Genomic DNA, 26,774 nt, shown 5'->3' with positions numbered 1-26,774 from the left:
GAGCACACCCTTCAAGAAGTGATTGATCGTCCGATGAACAAGTACCTCGCGTGCGGCCTGTGCCTGCTCGCCCTGCACAACAGCGCCCAGGCCCTGACTCTGCCCGCCAGCCCCGTGACTGCGCCCGCCGTGGATGACGAGCGCGTCGACCTGAACACCCCGACCACCGCCGGCTCGCGGTTGAACCTCACGGCCTTGCAGACGCCCGGCAGTGTCGAGAGCCAGACCGGCGAGAAAATCCGCGAACGCGGCGACGCCAGCGTGCAGGACGCCATCTCGCGTGCCTCCGGCATTAGCCGCACCGGCACGCCGGGCGACGGTGGCACCTCGTTGCAGGCACGCGGTTTTACCGGGCAGAGTTCGGTCATGCAACTGTACGACGGCAACCGCATGTACACCGGCATGGGCACATCGACCTTCCCGGTGGACACCTGGGCGGTGGAGCGCGTGGACGTGCTGCGCGGCCCGGCTTCGGTGCTGTACGGCGAAGGCGCCACCGGTGCGGTGGTCAATACACGCTCGAAAAAGCCCTTCACCGGCGACATCGAAAACCATGTCCGCCTGGGCTACGGCTCTTATGATCGCCAGCAGCAAGCCCTGGACAGTGGCGGCTCGCTGACCGACACCCTGAGCTATCGCCTGAACCTGAACCGCCTGCGCAGCAACGGTTTCATCGACCGTGGCGACTCCGGCAGCGACTTCGTCAGCGCCGCTCTGCGCTGGCAACCAGCCGACAACTTGAGCTTCACCCTGGCCAGCGACTACGGCGACCAGCGCCCACAGAATTATTTCGGCACACCGCTGCTCAACGGCCAATTGCACAAGAGCCTGCGCGACAAGAACTACAACGTCAGCAACGACACCCTGCACTACAACGATCAGTGGACGCGCCTGACCAGCGAGTGGCAACTCAACGACAATGTCAGCGCCACCAACGAGCTGTACTACCTGAAAAACCAGCGCCGCTGGCAGAACGCCGAAAACTACAACTTCACCAACGGTCAGCTGACCCGCAGCGGTAACTTCGGCATCAAGCACAACCAGGAACAGGTGGGCGACCGCCAGAGCTTCACCTTCAAGCACACGCTGTTTGGCCTCGACAGCCAGACCGTGGCCGGTGTGGAATACAACCGTATTCGCTTCCGTCTCGCCAGCAACTCGCCCTTTGACGACGTGCTTAAAAACGGCCAGCCGATCGACCTGTACCACCCGGCGCCCGCTGCGTTTCAAAGCAAAGACCCGTTCAAACCGCTGTTCGCCACCACCACTAAAACGGTCGCCGGCTTTGCCGAAAACCGCTTGCAGCTCACCGACCAACTGTCGCTGATCACCGGTATCCGACGCGACTATGCGCACATCGACCGCGATGATTTGCGCGATGGCAACCAGTCCGACAAGACCCTCACCGGCAACAACTGGAAGGCCGGTTTGGTCTATGCGATCACCGCAGACACCTCGGTCTACGGCCAGTACGCCACCAGCACCGATGGCGTCGGCGGCCTGATCTCCTTGAGCCCGGGCCAGCAGCAGTTCGACCTGTCCACGGCCAAGCAGGGCGAAATTGGCATCAAGCAGGCGTTCTGGGACCAGCGCGGAGAATGGACGTTGGCGGCCTACCACATCGTTAAAAAGAAACTGCTCACCGACGTCCCGGGCAACCCGAACCTCAAGCAGCAAGTCGGCCAGCAATCCTCCAACGGCCTGGAAGCCAGCCTCGACCTACAACTGCCCAACGCCTGGCAATTGCAAGCCAACGCCGCCATCGTGCGTGCGCAGTACGACGACTTCAAACAGGATGTCGGCGGCGTGCAAGTATCGCGCGACGGCAACCGCCCGGTGGACGTACCGCGCCGCACCGCCAACCTGTGGCTGAGCAAGGCCGTGACCGACAGCATCCGCGCCGGTGCCGGCGTGCGCTATGTCGATGCGCGTTACGCCGACATGGCCAACCAGAACGAACTGCCAAGCTACACCGTGGTTGACGCCACCGTGTCATGGAAGGCGCTGCGCAATACCACCCTGGGCCTGCAACTGAACAACCTGTTTGACCGCACCTACGCCGTCAGCCAATACAACGATGGCCAACAGTGGATCCTGGGTGAGCCGCGCTCGTTTTTCGTCACGGCGGACTACACCTTTTAACCGAACAACACAGGCTCCAGTGTGGCAGCTGGCTTGCCACAACAAGCCCGCTCGCCACGGAGGATTGTGGCTGGCATTGAAAGTTGTGTAGATACCGATGCTGCGATAACGGTGTGCCTGATCCACCGCTATCGCAGGCAAGCCAGCTCCCACCTTTGAATTGTGTTGAACAAGAGAACATTGATGACCTCGCTCACCCTCACCGACCTTGCCTGGACACCACCGGGCCACGACCACTGCCTGCACCAGTTCCAGCTGCGTGACGCCAGCCTGCAGGTCGGTGCGGGGGAGTTTGTCGGGCTGATCGGCCCCAATGGCAGTGGCAAGACCAGCCTGCTGCGCTGCGCCTATCGCTTCAGCAAACCGGAACACGGCGACGTGTTGCTTGAGCATCAGAATGTGTGGAAGCACAGCGCAAAGTGGTGCGCGCAACGCGTCGCCGTGGTGCTTCAGGAATTCCCCGACGCCTTCGGTTTGCGCGTGGATGAAGTGGTCGCCATGGGCCGCACGCCCCACAAGGGTTTGTTCGACAGCGACACGCTGCACGACCAACAGCTTGTTCGCAGCGTGTTGGCCTCGGTCGGCATGCAGGACTTCGAAGACCATGCCTTCGCCACCCTTTCGGGCGGTGAAAAACAGCGGGTGATCCTGGCCCGCGCCCTGGCCCAGCAACCCCAACTGCTGATCCTCGACGAGCCGACCAACCACCTCGACCCACGCTATCAGCTGGAGTTGTTGCGGCTGGTAAAACGTTTGAACATCGGCACGTTGGCCAGCATCCACGACCTGAACCTGGCCGCCGCCTTCTGTGATCGCCTGTACGTGATCAACCACGGGCGCATTGTCGCCAGCGGCCCTCCCCACGAAGTGCTTACCGTCGAATTGCTGCGCGAGGTATTTGCCGTCGACGCCCTGATCGACACCCATCCTTTGTCCGGCTACCCCCGAATCACCTGGATAACCCAACCATGACCCTGCGCGCCCTGCTGTCTCTCGCCTTGCTGTTCGGCACTGCCCAAGCGTTCGCCGACGCGACCCATTACCCGGTGACCCTCAAAAGCTGCAACCGCGATGTGACCTTTCAGCAGGCGCCCAAACACGCGGTCAGCCACGACATCAACATGACCCAGATGATGCTCGCCCTGGGCCTCAAGCCAAACATGGCTGGCTACAGCGGCGTCACTGGCTGGAAGTCGGTAACGCCCGAAATGGCCGAGCACCTCGAAGGCCTGCCGGAGCTGGCGAGCAAGTACCCGTCGGTGGAAACCCTGCTCAATGCCAACGTAGATTTCTTCTTCGCCGGCTGGGACTACGGCATGCGCGTGGGCGGCGACCTCACGCCGCAAACCCTGCAACCCTTGGGCATCAACGTGTATGAGCTGACCGAGTCGTGCGCGTTCGTGATGAAGCGCCCGGCTGCCACGCTGGAAGACACCTATAACGACGTGCGCAACCTGGGCAAGATCTTCGATGTGCAAGACCGCGCCAACGCACTGATCGCACAGATGCAGGCGCAAGTGGCCGAGGTGCAAAAAGACCTGCCCGCCGACAAGCCACGCGTATTTCTCTACGACAGCGGTGAAGACCGCGCCATGACCTCAGGCCGCCTGGGCATGCCGCAGGCGCTGATCGATGCAGCCGGCGGGCGCAATATTCTCGATGACATCGACGCCAGCTGGACCCGCGTCAACTGGGAAACCGTGGTGGAACGCAACCCGCAGGTGATCGTGATCGTCGACTACAGCGAAATCACTGCTGATCAAAAAGAGAAATTCCTGCTCAACAACCCGGCCCTGCAATCAGTGGACGCGATCAAGAACCAGCGTTTTATCGTGATCCCCTACGTGCAGGCCACGCCGGGTATCGACAATGTGCTGGCGGTTGAAACCCTGGCCAAGGGGTTCCACGGCGAATGATCACGCGTCGCTACGCCCTGCTATTGAGTGCCCTTGGCGCGTTGTTGCTGGTCTCCTGCGTGATCTCGCTGGGGTTCGGCTCGGCGCGGGTGCCGGTGGACGTGGTGTGGCGGATTTTACTCAACAAGGCGTTCGGCATTGGCGCGGTGAACTGGAGCACGGGGCAGGAGCACATCGTGTGGCTGATCCGCGTGCCGCGCATGCTGCTGGGCGCGCTGGTGGGCGCCGGGCTGGCCTTGATCGGCGCGGTGCTGCAGGCGGTGACACGCAACCCGCTGGCCGACCCGCACCTGCTCGGCGTGACCTCCGGCGCCACCCTCGGCGCGGTGATCGTGGTGCTGCATGTGGGGGAAGTCATCGGCCTGCTGACCCTGCCCATCGCCGCCTTTGTCGGTGCCCTGCTGAGCATGCTGGTGGTGTTGGCCGTAGCCAGTCGTAACGGCCGCCTGGAGAGTGATCGCCTGCTGCTGTGCGGTGTGGCCGTGTCGTTCGTGATGATGGCGGTGGCCAACCTGCTGCTGTTTATGGGCGACCACCGCGCCGCGTCGGCAGTCATGTTCTGGATGCTCGGCGGCTTGGGCCTCGCGCGCTGGGAGCTGCTGGCGATCCCCGCCGCTACCGTGCTGCTGGGCTTGGTATTGCTGCTGGGCATGGCGCGGCCGTTGAATGCGTTGATGGCCGGCGAACAGACCGCCGTGACCCTGGGCCTGAACGCGCGCAACGTACGGCTCAAGGTGTTTCTGGTCGCGTCCCTGATGACCGGCGTGCTGGTGTCCATCAGCGGCTCCATCGGCTTCGTCGGGCTGATGGTGCCGCACATCGCCCGACGCCTGGTGGGCGCCGAGCACCGGCGATTGCTGCCGGTGTGCGTGCTGCTGGGCAGCGTGTTCCTGGTGTGGGTCGACGTCGCAGCACGCACCCTCATCGCCCCCGAAGACCTGCCCATTGGCGTGGCGACGGCGGCGATTGGCGGGTTGTTTTTTATCGGTTTGATGCGCAAGCGCTGAGGTCAGAGTTCGTCCCTGGTTCGTGAGTACCAGAACTCCTCGGCCTCCAGTTCTGCCTGCACCTCGCTGATATTCCACTCTTCACCCAGCACCCCCAGACGTGTCCAGAAGGCATCGGTGACCAGCACCGACAAACTGCCCTGGCCGCGCAACTGATTGACCAGCACCCTGGGATCTGGCGCGGCCCCTGGTGCAAGAACCCGGGTTTCTGCCTCTGTAAATGCCGGCACGTACTTGAGCAAGGCACCGCCCCGGCAGGACAGGTAACAACTCTTGGCGTCGGGAAAGTTGCTCTTGATCACCGACACATAGTCGCGCAGGTCGTCCTTGGAGACGAAGTTGGCCAACAGGCTTATGTCGATCTGTTCCAGGCTGGACGTCGAAGCAATGGTTTTGTAGAACGCCTGCACAGCGGAGATTTTGTAGGTCTTGAGCTCATGGGTGTCAGGCACGTCGAACCCGGCATGGTCGATCCAGAACAACAGTTGCAAGGTACTTGTGTCTCCCGTGCCCTGATCCTCCACCGGATCGAGGGCGACGTAGCCCTGCGTGAGCCCAGGCACCAGGACCGCGCCCAAATACTGCTGAGTACTGAACGGCGCCACCAAGCCTTCGGCATAGCGGGCCGCATCATCGGGGTAAAGAAACAGCGGCCCGCAAAACGAATGCAAACGCGGGTCGTCGGCAAACGCATGGGGCGCTTTTTTTGGCACCCACTCGGCAGTGACTCGCTCCTTTCTGCCCCAGACGTCACTGGTCACCCGAATGGACAACTCACCCGCACCTGCCAGGCGGCGCACATAGTCACGCACCGTGAGGGTGCCTTCGAGCAAGTGCGTGCGGTCCAGGTGCGCGGTGCGGGTCCAGTCGGACAGCGACGCGGTCTTGGGAAACACATACGTGAGCAGCGCACCATCGCTGCACGCCACATACAGTGGCAGGACATTGACATTGCGCGCAGAGGTCATGAAGTTGAGTGCTTTGGCGAGGTACTGGGGCGGCAGGAAGCTGCGCGCCATTTCATCCTCGGCCGAGGCGATGGCAACCGTGGAAGCGCACAGATACAGGCCATCGAGCACATAGCCTTGGGGCAACTGGCCGTCGACAAACACTTGCTCGAAGTCGGCCAGGTTATCTCTGACAAGCGCCAAGGTCGTCATGTACAGCGGCTTGTTGACTGACTTGAGCACGTAACCGAAGGCCACGTCGGTGTGCGGTTTCCACGCGCGCTGGGCGTAACGAACAGCATCCAACGCGCGGGTAAAAATCGGCCCGCAGGGCGAGTCGAAGAACACCTGGCGAATATCCCCGGCGTTGGGGCGAAATTGATTCGGCACAAAATTCGCTGTTATCTGCCTGGGCTGCCCCCATGTCTGATCGCCCTCAATCACATACAATTTACCCGCCTTCGCCACCTCAGTGATAAACGCCTGCGGCGAGAGTGCACCGCTGCGCAGTTGCTGTTCGACGCCGTTGTCGCCGTAATCACCCTTGGCCAGGTTCAGAGGGCCAAGCCGACTCTTGAGCTGCCTCTCCTCCTCGGTGCCCGACAGCTCGTAACTGAGGATCGAGCCATTTGCGCCGAACACATATTCACGCTTGATGTGGGCTTCACGGTGCAACAGGTTCGACAGCACTGCGCTCGGGATCATGCTCTTGTAGATGGATTTCTGAGTGGAGGACAGCAGCAGCGGTACTTCTTGGTCCACCTCGGACCGGTAACGGGCAACAATAGTACTGCCCCCCGGATAAAGCCCCACCTCAGCCGCGTGTTCAGGGTAGATCCAGTGCAATGCCAAGCCCTGAGGCGGAATCGCCAAAGGGTTCGTCGAAGCGAACAACCGATTGCCCAGCCTGAGGATCACTCCGCCATAACGCCGACGATGCCCGTTGCCCACCAAGGCTGCCGCGTGACGGGCCGCATCATCGGGGCTGGAAAAAGCCGGGCTTAATCGGCGAGGCGCCAAGGTTTCGTAGCCGGTCCAGGTAGTGGCGACAACGCCTTTTTTATCCCAGCACTGGCTGGTACGTATCACATGAAGCCTGCCCCTCAGCGCCCACTCCCTGACGAAAGCCGAGGGTGTCTTTTTACCGGAGTTCAACTCTTCCTGCGCCTGAGTCAATAAGGTTTCTGCCGGGCCGCCCGCCTTAACGTCAACCGGTGAGGGCACATACCGCAACAGCGCGCCATCCAGGGTTGAGCAGTAAATCGGCAGGTTGGTCACGCCACTTCGATTCGCTTCATAGAGCGCGACGTACAACACCTCCGGCGTGATAAAAAACAGCGTCAGCCAAGCGTACGACGTGTTTAGCCCAGCAGGGGACCATTGCTGCGAGCGAAACAGCCCGTGCAATACAAACCCATCGGGCAAGCGGTAGCCGCCCTCAGCCTTGGGCTCAAACAGGCTGTTGAGATTGAACAGTTTGTTCTGCTGGCTGACGCCCACCACCTCACTCGCAATGTACTGTTCCTGATCCCGGCGCTTGAGGATGAAGGCAAAGCAGGCCGGCTCTGCGAAGTTACGCGCATGGACCCGCCCATGCAGGTTACGGGCAGCCTCATCGGCACTGGCGAATACGGCGCCATAGGTAGCGTAGGTGGGAGCGCCGGACCTCGGGGCGTAATCGAAGCTGGGCGTCCAGTCGCTGTAGACCACCGAGCGTGGGCCCCACAACGGGTTGCCCAGAATAATCTTGAAATCCCCGGCTTGAGCCAGGCGCCGGACCCAATCGAGAGGGCGGATCTGCCCGCTGTCGAGGCGCTTGCCGAGGCTGTTATCACCGGCGTGCGGGCCAATATTGGCCAGCAGTATCCGTTCCTCAGGCGAATTGTTCGGGGTGTACTCCAGCAAGCAGTCCCGCGCCCCCGACAAGTACGTCACCCGCCCGGCCGGGATGATCGAGTACATTTCATCGTCAGAGAATACCTGCAGGTTGGTCTGTGCCTCATCCCGCGTCCAACGGCGCCGCGCGACCCAGTCCGGGTCAATCATCGACAGGGCGGTGTGGGAGCCATAGCGCCCCTGCAATACGTAAGGTTCTGGCGGGATCAGCGGGCCTTGGTTGTCGCGTGGAAAAAACAGCGTGAAGGCAAATGGATTCGCCGCGCTTTCCATGGGCTCAGTGATCACAAAACGGCCGTCTTCGCCCTTGAGTACGTAACCGCCGTAGTAGCGGTCCCGCCGAGTGCCAATGCGCTCATGGGCATACACCGCCGCATCGCGCGCCGAAAGAAACGAACGACTCAAGGTCACCGTGTAAAACGACGTCAGCAGGTCGGAGCGGTTATCCACCCCGCCCACCCTGCGCCACAGGCCTCCGGCCTGCACCACCGACAGATCGGTCGCCGCAATGACCCTGCGCACATACGTTCGCGGGCTGAGCGTACCGGCGGCCAGAGCTGCTTGTGCGCCATTATCGTCAAGCTCACCGTCATTTTTTTGCCCGACCAGCTCCAACATGGCCGTGACCTCGGGCACCTTGAATGTCAGCAGGGCGCCATCGGAGGCGTGCATGTACAGCGACAACCCGCGAGCCGAGTCCTGGACGTCCAAGGTAGCCCGCGCCTGGCGGGCCGCTGCGACAACCTGCGCAGGCGTAAAGAAGGTACTGGCCAGCCATTTTTCCCGGGCCGCGACTTCGTCGTTCTCGTACCAGCTTCGGAAATAAATGGCCGCCAGGCGGAAATTGGACGGCAATCGAAGCTTGCCGCCGGGGCGTTCAGGAAACACTTTGTTGGGCGAAAACAGCGGCTGAGTCTTGGGCACTGCCAACGTCGCGACATAGACGTCCTCGCGAGTGTGCTTGAGGACGAACCCCATGGCGCCCGCGTCGAGTGGGCCGGAAGTCAAAAGCGCACTCAGCACGGCCATTTCCGAGGTGGGGAACACTGAGGTGAAAAAGGGTTGTTGCAGTACGGCACTGCCAAGGGTCACTGGCGTGTTGATTCGCCAGCCTTTTTTAACCTGGCCGCAAACACCGCCCCAAACCCCATGGCCAATCAGTACCGACAATTCGCCGGCCTCGGCCAGTTTCCAAATCATGTTCTCAAAATCGCTGCTGGCCTCAACCGTTCCGGTGCGCAGTTGTTGTTCCCAGGTTTTTTCCAGCGCCGAACCACTGCTGACGTATTTGAGCAACACATTGTCTGGCCCGGAGAAATAGTGGGTCTTGGCGAACGCTCGCTGCTTGAAGCTGAAGAGTTGGTCCGCCACCGAATAGAAGTTGTTGAACAGCTGCACCTGGTCAGGCGTGAAACTTCGAAACTGTTCGCGGATTTTTGTCGCGTTGGCGGGATGGGAGTGATAGAACGCCTCGGCGCTGTAATCATCAGGCGCGATGAAGTTGCCCTCACTGTCCTTGGCCAACAACAACCCATGGTCAAAGCTTTCGTGCTGGTCCGGTAGGGGCTCGGTCGCGTAGTAGCGGTTACCACGTTTGAGAATGACACCGCCATATTCGACGTCGCGCCTCGCGCCGATAGCCTCATGGGCCCAACGGGCGGCGTCGGCGGCGGTGATAAAGGCCGGGCTGAGAACGGGCACGGGAATCTTTGAGAAGGGCCGCCAGGCAGGCGTCACGGCGCCGACTTTGTCCCACACATTACTGGCTTCCAGCACCGTCAACTCACCTGCAGCCGCCACTTGCTGGATAAACGCTTTGGGGCTGAGTTGGGCGCTCATGATCGTGCCCTGAATGCCGTTGTCCGTTACCTGCCCCGCTGGCGTGACGCTATAGAGCAACTCCTCCTGCGCAGAAAACGAAAAACGGTAACGCAGCAGGGCACCGTCGCGGGTTCTACGATAAACGCTCAACGGTTTGCCTGGCTCGATCGACGCTTTAAGCCGTCTCGATTGGGCAATACCTTCGGCGAGTTCCTGAGGAGAAAAGAAGTTTCCGTATAGCCACGGCTGCAACGGCACTGGCGCCGCCTTCGTCAGCGGCGCAGCGCAGTACCATCCCTCGACAAAATGCTGCGCCGGTAACAAGGGCCACAGGCTCGCGGCCAGGGGAAAAAGTCGGGAGGCCGTCGGGTTCAGCGAAGTCAGCAGCATCGCCTCGGTGGCTACATATTCCTCCAAGTCCGCACGTTTCAACACAAAACCGCCTCGCTGGTCTGTGCTGCCTTGCTGACTCAGCGCATGCTCAACCGCCTGCCGGGCCTGGCTGAAAATCGGCCCGCACAACGGCAGCTCAGTCACTTCACTTGAATCAACGGGCTCAAACGGCTGCCAATCTTCAGTGATCCGCCCACGCAGCCCCTGGAAAACGGCGCCTGGGATCAGTACGCGCACATCCCAAAGCGAGGCGAGCTTTCTGACAATCCCCTCAGGCGTCCGGTCATCGCCATGACCACTGATTGCCGGTGTTTGCTGCTTAATGGCCAACAACCAGTGCGCATAATTTTTGCTCTGCTCAGTCAGGCGCACTTCATTTTTGATCAAGGAGCCGTAAGGGCCGGAAAGGTAATTGATGCTGGCGAAGTCCCCCCTGCGATAGGCCTGCATGATGTCCGAGCCAGAAAAGAAACTGATGAACAACTTGATCTGGTCGACGGAAAAGCTGGGGTTGGCTTTTTCAAACTCCTGGCGCAACGCCGGGTGAGAGTGAAAAAGCCCGTGGCAGGTATAACCACGGGGATGCATGAAAAAGTTATCGGCATCGGCCTCCAACAGCGCTTTATAGTCAAAACCCAACTTCTGGCCAAGGATCGGCATCGTCGCCACAAACTTGCCGTCCGGGCGTTTGAGGATGAGCGCACCATACTCCATGCCCGTGTTCCGCCGGGGTTGCTGGTGGGCCCAGTTGGCGGCGTCATCCGCCGAGATAAATAAGGGGCTCAGTGCCGGAAGTTCCGGCACATGCCCCGGGGTGTGTTGCGGTAAATCTTTAACGTCATTCATAGGTAGTCTCGTCCAAAAAAATGCCGACACGCCAGGAGCGGTGTCAGCACTCAAGATGAACTGAGGACGGACTTAAAGACGGTAGATAGTTGTTCGCGCAAGGCGGTACGGGACTGCCTCAGCGCTGACAGATTTTGCACCATTCAAGCAACAACCGCGTGAATACCCGCTCGCCCGCGCTCGGGTCTGCCCACACGCCCTTTTTGAGGGCTTGCCGTGCACGGGCCCGCCATTACAGCGCCAAGTTGGTGCGCCACGCCCGCGCCTTCACCCGCTAACCCCCATCAATGCTCACGTTAAGCGCCGCAGGCACAGCCTTTGCAAAGTCCGGTGTATCTGCCCCACAAAAAATATCGGTTTACGGAGATCGCACCATGCAGCGTCGTAGCTTGATCAAGGCTTTTACTTTGTCGGCATCCATTGCCGCCATGGGTTTGACCTGGACCGTGCAGGCCGCCGAGACCATCAAGGTCGGCATCCTGCACTCGTTGTCGGGGACCATGGCGATCTCCGAAACTTCGCTTAAAGACATGGCGTTGATGACCATCGACGAGATCAACGCCAAGGGCGGCGTCAACGGCAAGATGCTTGAGCCGGTGGTCGTCGACCCGGCCTCGAACTGGCCGCTGTTCGCCGAGAAAGGCCGCCAGTTGCTGACCCAGGACAAGGTCGCCGTGGTGTTCGGCTGCTGGACCTCGGTGTCGCGTAAATCGGTATTGCCGGTGTTTGAAGAACTCAACGGCTTGCTGTTCTACCCGGTGCAATACGAGGGCGAAGAGATGTCGCCCAACGTGTTCTATACCGGTGCAGCACCCAACCAGCAGGCGATCCCAGCGGTGGAGTACCTGATGAGCGAAGAAGGCGGCGGCGCCAAGCGCTTCTTCCTGCTCGGCACCGACTACGTGTACCCGCGCACCACCAACAAGATTTTGCGCTCGTTCCTGCATTCCAAAGGCGTCGCCGATAAAGACATCGAAGAGGTCTACACCCCGTTCGGCCACGCCGATTACCAGACCATCGTGGCCAACATCAAAAAGTTCTCTGCAGGCGGCAAAACTGCCGTGATCTCCACCGTGAACGGCGACTCCAACGTGCCGTTCTACAAAGAACTGGCCAACCAGGGCCTGAAGGCGACCGACGTACCGGTGGTGGCCTTCTCCGTGGGTGAAGAAGAGCTGCGCGGCATCGACACCAAGCCGCTGGTGGGCAACCTCGCCGCCTGGAACTACTTCCAGTCGGTGGAGAACCCGGTGAACAAAAAGTTCGTCGCCGACTGGAAGGCTTACGCCAAGGCCCACAACCTGCCAGGCGCGGATAAAGCCGTGACCAATGACCCGATGGAAGCCACTTACGTGGGCATCCACATGTGGGCGCAAGCGGCGCAGAAAGCCAAGTCCACCGACGTCGACAAAGTGCGTGAAGCGCTGGCCGGGCAGACCTTTGCCGCGCCGTCGGGCTTCACCCTGACCATGGACAAAACCAACCATCACCTGCACAAGCCGGTGATGATCGGCGAGATCCAGGCAGATGGGCAGTTCTCGGTGGTGTGGCAGACCCAAGAGCCGATTCGGGCGCAGCCGTGGAGCCCGTACATCCCGGGGAATGACAAAAAACCCGACTACGCCGTCAAGAGCAACTAAAGCCTAAAGGTCGGGCACGGTCAGTGTGGGAGCTGGCTTGCCTGCGATGCAGACGACTCGGTGTGGCAGACACACCGCAGTGATGCCATCGCAGGCAAGCCAGCTCCCACACACGAGCCAGTGCCCACACCGTCCGCGCATGATCAGGACATTTTGTTATGCCCACTGCCCTCTACCGCTTGATCCTGGCCTTGCTGCTCATGCTGCCTTTCGCCGCACACGCCAGCGACGCCGAAGATTTCCTCAACGCCAACCCGATGCAACAAGCCAAGCTGCTCCAGGACTGGGCCGCCCAGCCCGACCCGGCGCGCATCGAGCTGGTGGACGCGCTGCAACAAGGCCTGCTCACGGTCAATGGTGAAACCAAAACCGTTCGCTTGAACAACCGCCTACGCGGCCTGATCGACAACGTACAGGCCAGCCAGCAATTGCTCGCGGCCGACCCCAAGGTGCGCCTGGTCGCCGCGCAAAACCTGCAAAAAACCGCTGTACCTGCGCAGCTCAAATTCCTCGACCAGCAGGTCGCCGCCGAAACCAACGAGGGCGTGCACACCGCCCTCAGCCTGGCCCTGGCCAACCTGCAACTGGTCGACACCGACCCGGTCGTGCGCCTCGCTGCCGTGCGTTTGCTCGGCAGCACTGGCGACCCGCTGGCCCGCACGCGCCTTGAAGCGTTGCTCGCGCCCGGTGTCGAAACCGACGCCGCCGTGCACACCGCTGCCGAGACCAGCCTGGCCCAGGTCAAACGCAAATTGATGGTCGGCGAGATCCTCGGCCAGGCCTTCAGCGGCATGTCCTTGGGCTCGATCCTGCTGCTCGCGGCCTTGGGTTTGGCGATCACCTTCGGCCTGCTCGGCGTGATCAACATGGCCCACGGCGAGATGCTGATGCTTGGCGCGTATTCCACTTACATGGTGCAACTGATGATGCAGCGCTATGTGCCCGCCGCGATTGAGTTCTACCCGCTGATCGCGCTGCCGGTGGCATTCTTCGTCACCGCCGCCATCGGCATGGCCCTGGAACGCACGGTGATTCGTCACCTCTACGGCCGCCCATTGGAAACCCTGCTCGCCACCTGGGGCATCAGCTTGATGCTGATCCAGCTGGTGCGCCTGGTGTTCGGTGCGCAGAACGTCGAAGTGTCCAACCCCGCCTGGCTGTCCGGTGGCATTCAAGTGCTGCCCAACTTGGTGCTGCCGTACAACCGCATCGTGATCATCGCGTTTGCACTGTGCGTGGTGGTGCTGACCTGGCTGCTGCTGAACAAGACCCGCCTGGGCCTCAACGTGCGTGCGGTCACCCAGAACCGCAACATGGCCGCCTGCTGCGGCGTACCCACCGGGCGGGTGGACATGCTCGCCTTTGGCCTGGGCTCCGGTATCGCAGGTTTAGGTGGTGTGGCCCTGAGCCAAATTGGCAACGTCGGCCCGGACCTGGGCCAGAGCTACATCATCGACTCGTTCCTGGTGGTCGTGCTCGGCGGTGTCGGCCAGTTGGCCGGTAGCGTGATGGCCGCCTTCGGCTTGGGCATCGCCAACAAAATTCTCGAACCGCAGATCGGTGCCGTGCTCGGCAAGATCCTGATCCTCGCGCTGATCATTCTGTTTATCCAGAAACGCCCGCAAGGACTCTTCGCACTGAAAGGACGGGTGATCGACTGATGAACCAGCCATTGATGCTTACGGCCACGCAAAAGGCCGGTCCCAAAGTCACGATTGCAGTGGGCGTGGTGATCCTGATCCTGCTGCTGGCGTTGCCGTTGTGCTCGCTGCTGCCTGCGGACAACCCGCTGCAGGTGTCGGCCTACACCCTGACGCTGGTGGGCAAGATCCTTTGCTACGCCATCGTCGCCCTCGCGCTGGATTTGGTGTGGGGTTACGCGGGCATGTTGTCCCTCGGCCACGGGTTGTTCTTTGCCCTTGGCGGCTATGCGATGGGCATGTACCTGATGCGCCAGGCCTCCGGTGATGAGCTGCCGGCGTTCATGACCTTTTTGTCGTGGACCGAGCTGCCTTGGTACTGGACCGGCACCGAGCACTTCCTCTGGGCCATGTGCCTGGTGGTGTTGGCCCCGGGTTTGCTGGCGCTGGTGTTCGGGTTTTTCGCCTTCCGCTCGCGGATCAAGGGCGTGTATTTCTCGATCATGACCCAGGCGCTGACCTTTGCCGGGATGCTGCTGTTTTTCCGCAACGAGACCGGGTTTGGCGGCAATAACGGTTTCACCAATTTCCGCAGCATCCTGGGCTTTGGCATTACCGAGCCAGGCACGCGGGCGGTGTTGTTTTTTGCCACGGTGGTGTTACTGGTCGCGAGCCTGTACACCGGCTGGCGCCTGGCGCAGAGCAAGTTCGGCCGGGTGCTGACCGCGTTGCGCGACGCCGAGAACCGCTTGATGTTCTGCGGCTACGACCCGCGTGGTTTCAAGCTGTTTGTGTGGGTGCTGAGCGCAGTGTTGTGTGGCCTGGCCGGGGCGTTGTATGTGCCGCAAGTGGGCATCATCAACCCCAGCGAGATGTCGCCGACCAACTCCATCGAAGCCGCCGTGTGGGTGGCCTTGGGCGGGCGTGGCACCTTGATCGGGCCATTGCTCGGCGCTGGCGTGGTGAACGGCATGAAGAGCTGGTTCACCGTGGCTTTTGCGGAGTACTGGCTGTTCTTCCTGGGGGCGCTGTTCATCATCGTCACCCTGTACCTGCCCAAGGGCGTTATCGGCTTGCTGAAGAAATGAGGAATGTCATGCTCGAACCTATTTTCGATGCGGGCAGCAGCCGCGATGCGATCGGCCTCGGCCAGGCCGCAGGCAAGGGCCTCAACACCCGCCACGGCACCATCCTGACCTTGGAAGACATCAGCGTCAGCTTCGACGGTTTCAAGGCGCTTAACGACTTGAACCTCTACATCGGCGTCGGCGAATTGCGCTGCATCATCGGCCCCAACGGCGCGGGCAAGACCACGCTGATGGACGTGATCACCGGCAAGACCCGCCCCAGCCACGGCAAGGCCTGGTTCGGCGAAACCCTCGATTTGACCAGCATGAGCGAAGTGCAGATCGCCCAGGCGGGTATCGGGCGCAAGTTCCAGAAACCCACGGTATTCGAAGCGCTCAGCGTGTTCGAAAACCTGGAGCTGGCGCAGAAAACCGACAAATCTGTGTGGGCCAGCCTGCGTGCACGCCTGAGTGGCGAGCAGAAAGACCGCATCGATGAAGTGCTCGACACCATCCGCCTGACCGCCTCGGTACAGCGCCCGGCGGGGCTTTTGTCCCACGGGCAAAAGCAGTTCCTGGAAATCGGCATGCTGCTGATGCAAGACCCGCAGTTGCTGCTGTTGGACGAGCCGGTGGCGGGCATGACCGACGCCGAAACCGAGTTCACCGCCGAACTGTTCAAGCGCCTGGCGGGCAAACACTCGTTGATGGTGGTGGAGCACGACATGGGCTTTGTCGGCTCGATTGCCGACCACGTGACCGTGTTGCACCAGGGCAGCGTGCTGGCCGAAGGGTCGCTGGAACAGGTGCAGGAAAATGAGCGGGTGATCGAGGTGTACCTCGGCCGTTGAGCCAGACACAGACCGCTTACTGTGGGAACCGAATCAATGTGGGAGCTGGCTTGCCTGCGATGGCATCACCTCGGTCCAACAGACATACCGAGTTGCCTGCATCGCAGGCAAGCCAGCTCCCACATTTGATCCGGTTCCTACCAGGGAATTGAGGAGATTTTGAACATGCTGCAAGTCGACAAGCTGCATCAGTACTACGGCGGTAGCCACATCCTGCGCGGGCTGTCCTTTGACGTGAAGATCGGCGAAGTCACCTGCCTGCTTGGCCGTAACGGTGTGGGCAAGACCACCTTGCTCAAGTGCCTGATGGGTCTGCTGCCAGCCAAAGAAGGCGCGGTGAACTGGGAAGGCAAGGCCATCACTGGCTTCAAGCCGCACCAACGCGTGCACGCCGGCATCGCCTACGTGCCCCAGGGCCGGGAGATTTTTGCGCGGCTGACGGTGGAAGAGAACCTGTTGATGGGCCTCTCGCGTTTTCCCGGCTCCGAAGCCAAGGAAGTACCGGCGTTTATCTACGAACTGTTCCCAGTATTGCTGCAGATGAAGCACCGCCGTGGCGGTGACTTGTCCGGCGGCCAGCAGCAACAGCTGGCAATTGGCCGCGCCCTGGCGAGCCGACCGCGCCTGTTGATTCTGGATGAACCTACGGAGGGCATTCAGCCGTCGGTGATCAAGGAAATCGGCATGGTCATCAAGAAGCTCGCCGCGCGCGGTGACATGGCGATCCTGTTGGTAGAGCAGTTCTACGACTTTGCTGCCGAACTGGCGGATCAATACTTGGTGATGTCTCGCGGAGAGATCGTCCAGCAAGGCCGAGGTGAAAATATGGAAAGTGAGGGTGTGCGCGGCTTGGTTACCATCTAATCTGTAGCGTCCTAACGATAAGCACTAGAACATGAACCTGCCCGTTTCCCCTGCCCTGTTCACCCCCAGCTGGCACGCCGAGCTGGAACTCGGCTACGCGCGTTTCGGCGACACCACGCGCCCGTTGATGCGCCGCCACCTCGGCCCGCTGCGCGTGCAAAAGCACCTGTACGCCGAAGGCCCCGAGGTGTGCCAGCACATCATCGTGCACCCGCCCGGCGGGATTGCCGGCGGTGATCGCCTGGACATCCGCGCCCATGTCGGCGCAGGCGCCTGGGCGCAATTGACCAGCCCCGGCGCCGCCAAGTGGTACCGCGCCAGCGGCCCGGCGTTTCAGCAGCTCGACTTGACCGTGGAAGCTGGCGCCACGCTGGAATGGCTGCCCCAGGAAACCATCGTGTTCAGCGCTGCCCAGGCCGAACTCACCACGCGCATTGACCTGCAAGGCGATGCGCGGCTGTTTTACTGGGATGTGGTCGCCCTCGGCCGCCCGGCCAGTGGCGAGCGTTTCGACCTCGGCCACTTCCAATCGCACCTAGATATTCGCCGCGACGGCCAGTTGCTCTGGCATGAGCGCCAGCGCATTGTGGGCGCCGACGGGTTGCTCGACTCGCCCATCGGGCTGGACGGGCAACCGGTGTTTGCCACGTTGCTGGTGACGGGCGACATCGAACCTGAACTGCTGGAAACCTGCCGCGCCCTGCCCCACGCGGTGCGTGGTGACCTGACCCAATTGCCCGGGCTGCTGGTCGCCCGTTGCCTGGCCAGTGAAGCGCTGCTGGCGCGGGGTTGGTTGATTGATTTATGGAAACTATTACGTCCGGTGGTGCTGGGGCGGGAAGCCGTGGCCCCACGAATTTGGAGCACATGAAGATCAAAATGTGGGAGCGGGCTTGCTCGCGAATGCGGTGTGTCAGTCGACACCTCTTTAACTGATCGACCGCATTCGCGAGCAAGCCCGCTCACACAGTTGATCTCTGTTGTAGTTAAAAATGCATTCTTTGAAGGACCTTGAACCATGGATTTGACCCCACGGGAAAAAGACAAACTGCTGATCTTCACCGCTGGCCTTGTCGCCGAACGCCGCCTGGCGCGGGGCGTGAAGCTCAACTACCCGGAAACCATCGCCTACATTTCCGCCGCCTTGATGGAAGGCGCGCGCGATGGCCGTACCGTCGCCGACCTGATGCACTACGGCACCACCCTGCTCAGCCGCGAACAGGTGATGGAAGGCATCCCGGAAATGATCCCGGATATTCAGGTGGAAGCCACCTTCCCCGACGGCACTAAGTTGGTCACCGTCCACCAGCCCATCGCGTGAGGCACGGCCATGATTCGTGATGCAACCTGGCAAGACCTGCCGGCCATTCGAGACATCTACAACGACGCGGTGCTTAACACCACGGCAATCTGGAACGAACAACCGGTCGACCTGGCCAATCGTCAGGCCTGGTTCAGTGCGCGCCAGGCCCAGGCCTATCCGATCCTGGTGGCGGTGGAAAACGATGAAGTCACCGGCTACGCCTCGTTCGGCGACTGGCGCCCCTTCGAAGGCTTCCGTTACAGCGTTGAACACTCGGTGTACGTGCGCAATGACCAGCGCGGCAAAGGCCTCGGCCCGCGCCTGATGCAAGCGCTGGTCGAGCGTGCCCGCACCTGCGGCAAGCATGTGATGGTCGCGGCCATCGAAAGCGGTAACCAGGCATCTATTGGCCTGCATGAGCGCCTGGGGTTCATCACCACCGGGCAAATGCCGCAAGTGGGTATCAAGTTCGGCCGCTGGCTGGACCTGACCTTTATGCAACTGACATTGAACCCGGGCGCAGAACCGCCCAAGGAGTGAGATCGATGAGCGCTGCACAACTGCGTCGAGTGAATGCTGAAAGTTTTGCCCATTACCGCCTGGGTTTGATTGAGCTGTTGCTGGACGCGGTGCAGCACGGCGCGTCGGTCGGCTTCATGGCTGACTTCGATGAAGCCCAGGCACGCGACTATCTAAAGGGCGTACAAGCCAGTATTGAAGACGCCAGCCTGTTGCTCTGGGTGGTGGTGCGCGACGAACAGGTGATCGCCAGCGTGCAATTGGCGCTGTGCCAGAAAGCCAACGGCCTGAACCGCGCCGAAGTGCAAAAGCTGTTGGTACACAGCAGTGCGCGCCGCCATGGCCTGGGCCAGCAACTGATGGGCGCGTTGGAACTCGCCGCGCGCCAGCACAAGCGCGGCCTGCTGTACCTGGACACCGAGGCCGGCTCCGGTGCCGAAGCCTTCTACCAGTCGCTGCACTACACCAAGATCGGTGAGCTGCCCGACTACTGCCAAAGCCCGGACGGGCGCTACAGCCCGACCGCTATCTACTTCAAGACCCTGGGGCAACCTGCATGATTCCTGGTGAATATCAGATCCAGCCTGGCGACATCGAACTGAACGTGGGCCGGCGCACCGTCACGCTGAGCGTGGCCAACAGCGGCGACCGGCCGATCCAGGTGGGCTCGCATTACCATTTTTTCGAGACCAATGACGCGCTGACCTTTGACCGCGCCGCGAGCCGTGGCATGCGCCTGAATATTGCGGCGGGCACGGCGGTGCGGTTTGAGCCGGGGCAAAGTCGTGAAATCGAGTTGGTGGATTTGAGCGGTGGGCGCCGGGTGTTTGGGTTTGCCGGGCGGATCATGGGTGACCTCGACTGATCATTCCCACGCTACGCGTGGGAATGCCGCCATGGACGCTCCGCGTCCGCTCTTAACGTCGTGACGCAGAGCGTCACAGGATGTATTCCCACGCAGAGCGTGGGAACGATCGAGGACACACACATGAAGATTTCCAGACAAGCCTACGCCGACATGTACGGCCCCACCGTCGGTGACAAGGTCCGCCTGGCCGACACCGAGCTGTTCGTCGAAGTCGAGAAAGACTTCACCGTCTACGGCGAAGAAGTGAAATTCGGCGGCGGTAAGGTGATCCGCGATGGCCAGGGCCAGAGCCAGTTGCTCGCCCATGAGGTCGTGGACACCTTGATCACCAACGCGCTGATCATCGACCACTGGGGCATCGTCAAAGCCGACGTCGGCCTCAAAAACGGCCGCATTCACGCGATCGGCAAAGCCGGTAACCCGGACATCCAGCCCGGCGTGACCATGGCCATCGGCGCCAGCACTGAAGTGATCGCCGGTGAAGGCATGATCCTCACTGCCGGCGGCATCGACTCCCACGTGCATTTCATCTGCCCGCAGCAGATCGAAGAAGCGTTGACCAGCGGCGTCACCACCATGATCGGCGGCGGCACCGGACCGGCCACCGGCACCAACGCCACCACGTGCACCTCCGGCCCGTGGCATTTGGCGCGCATGCTGCAGGCCAGCGACTCGTTCCCGATGAACATCGGCTTTACCGGCAAGGGCAACGCCAGTTTACCGGGGCCGTTGGTCGAGCAGGTCAAGGCCGGCGCCATCGGTTTGAAGCTGCATGAAGACTGGGGCACCACGCCCGCCAGCATCGACAACTGCCTGAGCGTCGCCGACGAATACGACGTGCAGGTAGCGATCCACAGCGACACGCTCAACGAGTCCGGCTTCGTCGAAACCACCCTCGCCGCGCTCAAGGGCCGCACTATTCACACCTACCACACCGAAGGTGCCGGTGGCGGCCACGCGCCGGACATCATCAAAGCCTGCGGCTTCCCGAACGTGCTGCCCAGCTCCACCAACCCGACCCGGCCGTTCACTCGTAACACCATCGACGAGCACCTGGACATGTTGATGGTCTGCCACCACCTGGACCCGAGCATTGCCGAAGACGTGGCCTTCGCCGAAAGCCGCATCCGCCGCGAGACCATCGCCGCCGAAGACATCCTGCACGACCTCGGCGCGTTCTCGATGATCAGCTCCGACAGCCAGGCCATGGGCCGCGTCGGTGAAGTGATCACGCGCACCTGGCAGACCGCCGACAAGATGAAAAAACAGCGTGGCGCCCTGCCCGGTGATGGCCCAGGCAATGACAACTTTCGCGCCAAGCGCTACATCGCCAAGTACACCATCAACCCGGCGATCACTCACGGTATCAGCCATATCGTCGGCTCAATCGAGGTGGGCAAATGGGCCGACCTGGTGCTGTGGCGCCCGGCGTTTTTTGGCATCAAGCCGACCTTGATTCTCAAGGGCGGCGCGATTGCTTCAAGCTTGATGGGCGACGCCAATGCCTCGATCCCCACCCCGCAACCGGTGCACTACCGCCCCATGTTCGCCAGCTTCGGCAGTTCGCTGCACGCCACCAGCCTGACCTTTATCAGCCAGGCAGCGCAGGACGCTGGGTTGCCCGAAGCCCTGGGGTTGAAGAAGCAGATTGCGGTGGTTAAAGGTTGCCGCGACGTGCAGAAAACCGACCTGATCCACAACGACTACCTGCCGGACATCGAAGTGGACCCGCAGACCTATCAGGTCAAGGCCGATGGCGTGTTGCTGTGGTGTGAGCCGGCCGAAGTACTGCCGATGGCCCAGCGGTATTTCCTGTTCTGACTATCCATGTGGGAGCTGGCTTGCCAGCCCCCACTGGGTGTCGATTTAGAAGTTCTCGCGCGGGTTAAAGGCCGCTTTCCGCGCCAGCTCCTGCCACAACGCTTTCACCTCGTCATCACCTGCCGGTGGCATCACGGCCTTGAGCTGCACGAACAAATAGCCACGCTGCCCGGCCTTGTTCAGCAAACCATGGCCCTTGGCGCGCATGCGCTGGCCGTTCTGGCTACCGGCCGGCACCTTGAGGTTGATCTTGCCGGTCAGGGTCGGCACGGCGATCTCAGCGCCCAGCGCTAACTCCCACGGCGCCAGGGGCAAGTTGATGATCAGGTTTTCGCCATCCACTTCGAACTTGGCGTGCGGCGCGAACTTGATGATCAGGTACAGGTCGCCATTCGCCCCACCGCCAATACCCGGCGCGCCCTGGCCCTTGAGGCGGATGCGCTCGCCGTCGGCCACGCCGGCGGGGATCTTCACGTTCAGGCTCTTGGTGGTGTTGCTCACGTGGCGACCCGAGGCGTCGTATTGCGGCACCTGGAAGCTGATCTGCTTGGACTCGGTGGACAACGTCTCTTCGAGGAGCACCGACAGTTGCATCTCCACATCCTGGCCCTTGCGCCCGGTTGAGCGGCGCTGGCCGCCACCGCCGAAGCCGTCGCCTCGGTTGCCGAAGATCGAGCTGAAGAAGTCGGAGAAGTCTTCAGTGCCCGCGCCACCGCCATAACCGCCACGGCTCTGCCAGCCCGGCGGCCCTTGGAACGGCTGGCCGTGCTGGCCGTATTTGCGCAGTTCGTCGTATTCCGCGCGCTTGTCCGCGCTTTTAAGCGCTTCATAGGCTTCGGACGCGTCCTTGAATTTTTCTTCGGCGTCTTTTTCCTTGCTCACGTCAGGGTGATATTTGCGCGCGAGCTTGCGATAGGCGGCCTTGATTTCCTTGTCATCAGCCGTCGGCTCGACACCCAGAATCTTGTAGTAGTCTTTGAAATCCATCGGCGGTTCACCATCCTTAATCGAGATCGCACAGCCTGGGCCACAACGTGCGTTGCTTTGCACCTGTTGAGTGTTGTGGCCTGAGGGTACGTAAAAGTGTTATCGGCGCTAACCGTATGCAACAGATCTGGGGGCAAATCCCGCACTTTCAAGCACGATTTAACGGATGGTCGGCCTACGCATCCGCCTTCGACTGGCATACACTGCGCGGCCGTTTTTCAACCGGAACCAGATAGACATGAAAAACCCATCCCCAGCCCGTGCCTGCGGTATCGACTTCGGCACGTCCAACTCCACCGTCGGCTGGATCCGCCCCGGCGAGGAGACGCTTATTGCGCTGGAGGACGACAAGATCACGTTGCCGTCGGTGGTGTTCTTCAACTTCGAGGAGCGCCGCCCGGTCTACGGGCGCCTGGCCCTGCACGAATACCTGGAAAACTACGAAGGCCGGCTGATGCGCTCGCTCAAGAGCCTGCTGGGTTCCAAGCTGATCAAGCACGACACCAGCGTACTCGGCACGGCGATGCCGTTCACCGACCTGCTGGCGCTGTTTATCGGCCAGCTCAAGAGCCGCGCCGAGACCACCGCCGGCCGTGAGTTCGAGGAAGTAGTGCTGGGCCGCCCGGTGTTTTTTGTCGATGACGACCCGATGGCCGACCAAGAGGCCGAGAACACCCTGGTCGATGTGGCACGCAAGATCGGTTTCAAGGACATTTCGTTCCAGTACGAACCGATTGCGGCAGCCTTCGACTACGAGTCCACCATCGAGAAAGAAGAGCTGGTACTGATCGTCGACATTGGCGGTGGTACGTCCGACTTCTCGCTGGTGCGCCTGTCGCCGGACCGCCGTCACAACGACAACCGCCACGATGACATCCTCGCCACCGGCGGCGTGCACATCGGCGGTACCGACTTCGACAAACAACTGTCGCTGGCCGGCATGATGCCGCTGTTCGGCTACGGCAGCCGCATGAAAAGCGGCGCCTACATGCCCACCAGCCACCACATGAACCTGGCCACTTGGCACACCATCAACTCGGTGTACTCGCAAAAATCCCAGTTGGCCCTGGGCAGCATGCGCTACGACATCGAAGACACCGGCGGCATCGACCGCCTGTTCAAGCTGATCGAACAGCGCGCTGGGCACTGGCTGGCGATGGAAGTGGAAGAAACCAAGATCCAACTGACCCACGAAGACAACCGCCATGTGCTGCTGGACCGGGTTGAGCCAGGGTTGAGCGTGGACCTGAGCCGCAGCCTGTTCGAATCGGCGATTGATGGTTTGCTGGAGCGCGTGCGTAACAGCGTTACCAAATTGCTAACCGATGCGTCGGTGGAAGTGGCGCAGGTGGACACGGTGTTCTTTACCGGCGGTTCCAGCGGGATACCGGCACTGCGCCACAGCATTTCGGCGATGCTGCCGAATGCGCGGCATGTGGAAGGCAATATCTTTGGCAGTATCGGCAGTGGTTTGGCGATTGAAGCAAGCAAGCGTTACGGCAGCTGACCTTCACTAACACAGCAAATCCATAGGTGGGAGCGGGATTGCCCGCGATAGTAAAGTGTCAGTCGATGTATTTATCAACTGACCCGACGCCATCGCGGGCAAGCCCGCTCCCACATTTTGACCCGTGCACACATGAAACCCCAGTTGCCACAGCCCCCCTCTGTGGCGAGCGGGCTTGCCCCGCGCTGGGCTGCGCAGCAGCCCCAAAACCAGCCACTCGGGAGTACCTGAAACTGGAGCCGCTTCGCAGCCCAACGTCGCCGATGTCAGTCAAACCATGCCGGCGAGTTTCAGTTCACTCTTCAAATACGCGTAATAAATCGGCCCCGCCACCACGCCCGGCAAGCCGAATGCGGCTTCAAACACCAGCATCGCCAGCAGCAATTCCCACGACTTGGCACTGATCTGCCCGCCGACGATGCGCGCGTTGAGAAAGTATTCGACCTTGTGGATCACGATCAAATACCCCAGCGCCGCCACCGCCACCCAGATTGAAATCGACAGCGCGACGATGGTGATCAGGGTGTTGGACATCAAGTTGCCGATGACCGGCAGCAGGCCAAGCAAGAAGGTCAGCACGATCAGGGTTTTGGTCAGCGGCAGGTGGATCCCGCACAGCGGCAGCACCACCGCGAGGAAGATCGCGGTGAACATAGTGTTGAGCGCGGCAATCTTGATCTGGGCGAAGACGATGTTGCGAAACGCCTGGACCAGCAGGTGCAGGCGGTCGAACAGCGCGGCAGCCAGGGGTTTGCGCTTGGTCACGTCGGGCACGCGTTGCAGCGCGATGATCGCACCGAGGACCATGCCGATCAGCAAGGTGACGAACATGTGGGCGGCGTCTTTGCCGACCAGTTGCAACTCGCTTAGGTGTTTGCTCAGCCAATCGCCGATGGCCACGCGAAATTCTGCGGCGCTGGCGGGCAGGTAGGCGTCGAGAAACGGCGGTAATTGGCCGCGCGCGCGGTCGACCACGCCCATGAATTTGTCGAGGGAAGCCCCGGGGTTTTCCGCTTCGTGGAGCAGGAAGCTGATGGCGCCGGCGAAGATCAACGTCAGCACGCTGACGATCAATGTGCCGAGCAAGGCCACGGCGAGCCAGCGCGCACGGCGGCCTTCGATCAGCCGCTGCAACTGCGGGGTGAGCATGTTGACCAGCTCATAGACCAGCAGGCCGGCCAACAGGCTGGGCAGCAGCTTGAGCGGCAGGACCAGCAGTAATCCACCGAAAATGATGATGCAACTGACCAACAACAACACGTGACGCTGAGAAAACGTTGGCATACAGCCTCAAAACGAACGGCGTTAAAGGATGGGCAGTCTGCCAGCCTTGAGGGAATCAAGCGAGAGGCCAGGGTGTGAATGCGATCAAGTGTGGTAGCCGGGCTTGCCCGCGATGCAGGCGCCTCGGTCTATCAGGCCTACTGAGGTGATGCTATCGCAGGCAAGCCAGCTCCCACATTGAGCTCCAGCGTTGGCGAAATCGTGATCAGCCTTTGAGGCAAGTGCTCATAAAGGTCTTACGCGCATCGCCGGTCAACGCCTTGGTTTTCGCTGTGGCGTTGCAGTCTTTCATCTTCTGCTGCTGTGGGGTCAGGGTCTTGGCGTCGTTGGCGGCTGGCGCCGACAAACAGGTCTTCATAAAGGCCTTGCGATCATCGCCTTTAAGCGTCTTGGTGGTGGCGTCAGCATTGCAGGTGGTCATCTTATTTTGCTGGGCGGTAGCGGCAAAGCCTTGGGAACACAGCAGCAGGCCCATCATCAACAACGGAATACGCAGCATCTTCATGGAGTTTTCTCCCTGTTACCGTGCCGGGGGGCACGGCCTACGCAGCAGTGTAGTCAAAGCCTGTTACATCTTCACCGGCTACGTATATTTGTTCGACGATACTGCTCCGGGGTGCAGCCGGCGTGGCGCTGGAACATGGCGATGAAGGCCGAGGCGGTGCTGTAGCCCAGGTCAAACGCCACGTGTTGCACGCTGTGGTCGCTGTCGAGGGCTTCGATGGCCGCCAGGTAACGCAGACGCTGGCGCCATTCGCCGAAGCTCATGCCCAGCTCTCGCACAAACTGGCGCGCCAATGTCCGTTCACTCACATGCACCTGCTGCGCCCATTGCGCCAGCGGGCGGTTGTCGCCGGGCTCGGCCTGCATGCCTTCGAGCACACCCAGCAAGCCGGGGTGGCGCGCGTAAGGCAGGAAGCAATCGTGAATCGGCGCTTGCTTGAGTTGATCCACCAACACTTGGGCCAGGCGGATGTCGGCCTCGGTCTGCGGGATGTTGACGTCACGCTGGGCAAAATCACTGAGAATGGCCTTGAGGATTTCACTGATCGCCAAGGTGCAGGGCGCCTTGGGCAATTGCTCGCAGAGTGCCGGGGCCAGGCCCACCGAGCGGTAGACAATCGCCTGGGCATTGTAGGAGCTGTGCTCGGTATTGGGCGGGATCCATACCGCGTACTGCGGCGGCGACATAAAGCGGCTGCCGGCCACTTCCATGCGCATCACGCCGTTGGCTGAGTAGTCCAGCGAACCCCACAAATGCCGGTGCGGTGTGCACTCGGTGTCCGGGGCAAATTCGGAGTAACGGAAGTAGACCGGGCTCGGCAGGCTGCGGAAATCCGCGAGGCGTACGGTATGTCTGGCCATATTGTCTGGATACAAAGGTCATTTGTCTGGATCGCAGTATAGGCTTCGATCCAGACAGGGGATAATCCTGCCTCATCAACACACCTGGTT

Annotated in this window: 21 protein-coding genes; 16 read left to right on the top strand and 5 right to left on the bottom strand. The window is 61.2% G+C overall.

Annotated elements, in window-relative coordinates; all coding sequences use genetic code 11:
• Window positions 1–33: 33 nt before the first annotated feature.
• The 4 genes from ACI77I_RS12710 to ACI77I_RS12695 all read left to right on the top strand — a co-directional run bounded on the left by ACI77I_RS12710 (window position 34) and on the right by ACI77I_RS12695 (window position 5,065).
• Entirely contained in the window at window positions 34–2,142 is a 2,109-nt protein-coding gene (locus tag ACI77I_RS12710; RefSeq protein WP_406997714.1) for a TonB-dependent receptor, read from the top strand.
• A gap of 183 nt (window positions 2,143–2,325) precedes the next feature.
• Window positions 2,326–3,114, top strand: coding sequence for an ABC transporter ATP-binding protein (locus ACI77I_RS12705; RefSeq protein ID WP_242154168.1), 789 nt, complete (start codon window positions 2,326–2,328; stop codon window positions 3,112–3,114).
• On the top strand, window positions 3,111–4,058 hold the full coding sequence (locus ACI77I_RS12700; RefSeq protein WP_242154165.1) for an ABC transporter substrate-binding protein: 948 nt from the start codon (window positions 3,111–3,113) through the stop codon (window positions 4,056–4,058). The genes ACI77I_RS12705 and ACI77I_RS12700 overlap by 4 nt, the downstream gene beginning before the upstream one ends.
• The gene (locus tag ACI77I_RS12695; RefSeq protein ID WP_094949775.1) at window positions 4,055–5,065 is read left to right on the top strand and encodes an iron ABC transporter permease; all 1,011 of its coding nucleotides are present in this window, start codon (window positions 4,055–4,057) and stop codon (window positions 5,063–5,065) included. Before ACI77I_RS12700 ends, ACI77I_RS12695 begins: the two co-directional genes overlap by 4 nt.
• Before the next feature lie 2 nt (window positions 5,066–5,067).
• Here the strand turns inward: ACI77I_RS12695 and ACI77I_RS12690 are convergent, their stop codons facing one another.
• Window positions 5,068–10,968, bottom strand: coding sequence for a DUF4329 domain-containing protein (locus ACI77I_RS12690; protein WP_406997713.1), 5,901 nt, complete (start codon window positions 10,966–10,968; stop codon window positions 5,068–5,070).
• A gap of 374 nt (window positions 10,969–11,342) precedes the next feature.
• On the opposite strand from ACI77I_RS12690, the gene urtA reads away from it, so the two are divergent.
• The 11 genes from urtA (at window position 11,343) to ureC (ending at window position 21,541) form a co-directional block, all read left to right on the top strand.
• The gene (gene urtA / locus ACI77I_RS12685) at window positions 11,343–12,608 is read left to right on the top strand and encodes an urea ABC transporter substrate-binding protein (RefSeq protein WP_094949773.1); all 1,266 of its coding nucleotides are present in this window, start codon (window positions 11,343–11,345) and stop codon (window positions 12,606–12,608) included.
• A gap of 158 nt (window positions 12,609–12,766) precedes the next feature.
• On the top strand, window positions 12,767–14,269 hold the full coding sequence (gene urtB, locus ACI77I_RS12680) for an urea ABC transporter permease subunit UrtB (RefSeq protein WP_406997712.1): 1,503 nt from the start codon (window positions 12,767–12,769) through the stop codon (window positions 14,267–14,269).
• Window positions 14,269–15,336: an urea ABC transporter permease subunit UrtC gene (gene urtC, locus ACI77I_RS12675; protein WP_406997711.1), complete on the top strand. Its 1,068-nt coding sequence runs from the start codon at window positions 14,269–14,271 to the stop codon at window positions 15,334–15,336. The genes urtB and urtC overlap by 1 nt, the downstream gene beginning before the upstream one ends.
• Window positions 15,333–16,166: an urea ABC transporter ATP-binding protein UrtD gene (urtD, locus tag ACI77I_RS12670; protein ID WP_162530288.1), complete on the top strand. Its 834-nt coding sequence runs from the start codon at window positions 15,333–15,335 to the stop codon at window positions 16,164–16,166. The genes urtC and urtD overlap by 4 nt, the downstream gene beginning before the upstream one ends.
• A 165-nt stretch (window positions 16,167–16,331) precedes the next feature.
• Complete coding sequence (urtE, locus tag ACI77I_RS12665; protein WP_094949769.1) at window positions 16,332–17,030, top strand: urea ABC transporter ATP-binding subunit UrtE; 699 nt, start codon at window positions 16,332–16,334, stop codon at window positions 17,028–17,030.
• Between the two features lie 31 nt (window positions 17,031–17,061).
• Window positions 17,062–17,901, top strand: a complete 840-nt coding sequence (locus ACI77I_RS12660; protein WP_406997710.1) for an urease accessory protein UreD — start codon at window positions 17,062–17,064, stop codon at window positions 17,899–17,901.
• Window positions 17,902–18,048: 147 nt separating this feature from the next.
• A complete protein-coding gene (ureA, locus tag ACI77I_RS12655) occupies window positions 18,049–18,351 on the top strand; it encodes an urease subunit gamma (RefSeq protein WP_003171437.1) in 303 nt (100 codons plus the stop codon).
• 9 nt (window positions 18,352–18,360) lie between these two features.
• A complete protein-coding gene (locus ACI77I_RS12650; RefSeq protein ID WP_406997709.1) occupies window positions 18,361–18,873 on the top strand; it encodes an N-acetyltransferase family protein in 513 nt (170 codons plus the stop codon).
• Between the two features lie 5 nt (window positions 18,874–18,878).
• A complete protein-coding gene (locus ACI77I_RS12645) occupies window positions 18,879–19,412 on the top strand; it encodes a GNAT family N-acetyltransferase (protein WP_406997708.1) in 534 nt (177 codons plus the stop codon).
• Window positions 19,409–19,717, top strand: coding sequence for an urease subunit beta (locus ACI77I_RS12640; protein WP_094949765.1), 309 nt, complete (start codon window positions 19,409–19,411; stop codon window positions 19,715–19,717). Before ACI77I_RS12645 ends, ACI77I_RS12640 begins: the two co-directional genes overlap by 4 nt.
• A gap of 123 nt (window positions 19,718–19,840) precedes the next feature.
• Window positions 19,841–21,541, top strand: a complete 1,701-nt coding sequence (ureC, locus tag ACI77I_RS12635; protein ID WP_242154144.1) for an urease subunit alpha — start codon at window positions 19,841–19,843, stop codon at window positions 21,539–21,541.
• 45 nt (window positions 21,542–21,586) lie between these two features.
• Here ureC and ACI77I_RS12630 read toward each other — a convergent pair whose 3' ends face one another.
• Complete coding sequence (locus tag ACI77I_RS12630) at window positions 21,587–22,528, bottom strand: DnaJ C-terminal domain-containing protein (protein WP_094949763.1); 942 nt, start codon at window positions 22,526–22,528, stop codon at window positions 21,587–21,589.
• Between the two features lie 238 nt (window positions 22,529–22,766).
• On the opposite strand from ACI77I_RS12630, the gene ACI77I_RS12625 reads away from it, so the two are divergent.
• Window positions 22,767–24,035 (top strand): Hsp70 family protein, encoded by a 1,269-nt coding sequence (locus ACI77I_RS12625; RefSeq protein ID WP_094949762.1) that lies wholly within the window; start codon window positions 22,767–22,769, stop codon window positions 24,033–24,035.
• A gap of 270 nt (window positions 24,036–24,305) precedes the next feature.
• On the opposite strand, the gene ACI77I_RS12620 is transcribed toward ACI77I_RS12625, so the two are convergent.
• The 3 genes from ACI77I_RS12620 to ACI77I_RS12610 form a co-directional block, all read right to left on the bottom strand.
• A complete protein-coding gene (locus ACI77I_RS12620) occupies window positions 24,306–25,319 on the bottom strand; it encodes an AI-2E family transporter (protein ID WP_094949761.1) in 1,014 nt (337 codons plus the stop codon).
• 205 nt (window positions 25,320–25,524) lie between these two features.
• Complete coding sequence (locus ACI77I_RS12615) at window positions 25,525–25,824, bottom strand: PsiF family protein (RefSeq protein ID WP_094949760.1); 300 nt, start codon at window positions 25,822–25,824, stop codon at window positions 25,525–25,527.
• A 71-nt stretch (window positions 25,825–25,895) separates the two neighbouring features.
• The gene (locus tag ACI77I_RS12610) at window positions 25,896–26,684 is read right to left on the bottom strand and encodes an AraC family transcriptional regulator (protein WP_406997707.1); all 789 of its coding nucleotides are present in this window, start codon (window positions 26,682–26,684) and stop codon (window positions 25,896–25,898) included.
• Between the last annotated feature and the right edge of the window lie 90 nt (window positions 26,685–26,774).

This window comes from Pseudomonas sp. D47, from assembly GCF_045447305.1.
GTDB lineage: Bacteria > Pseudomonadota > Gammaproteobacteria > Pseudomonadales > Pseudomonadaceae > Aquipseudomonas.
This window is presented reverse-complemented; position numbering and strand designations above follow the sequence as displayed.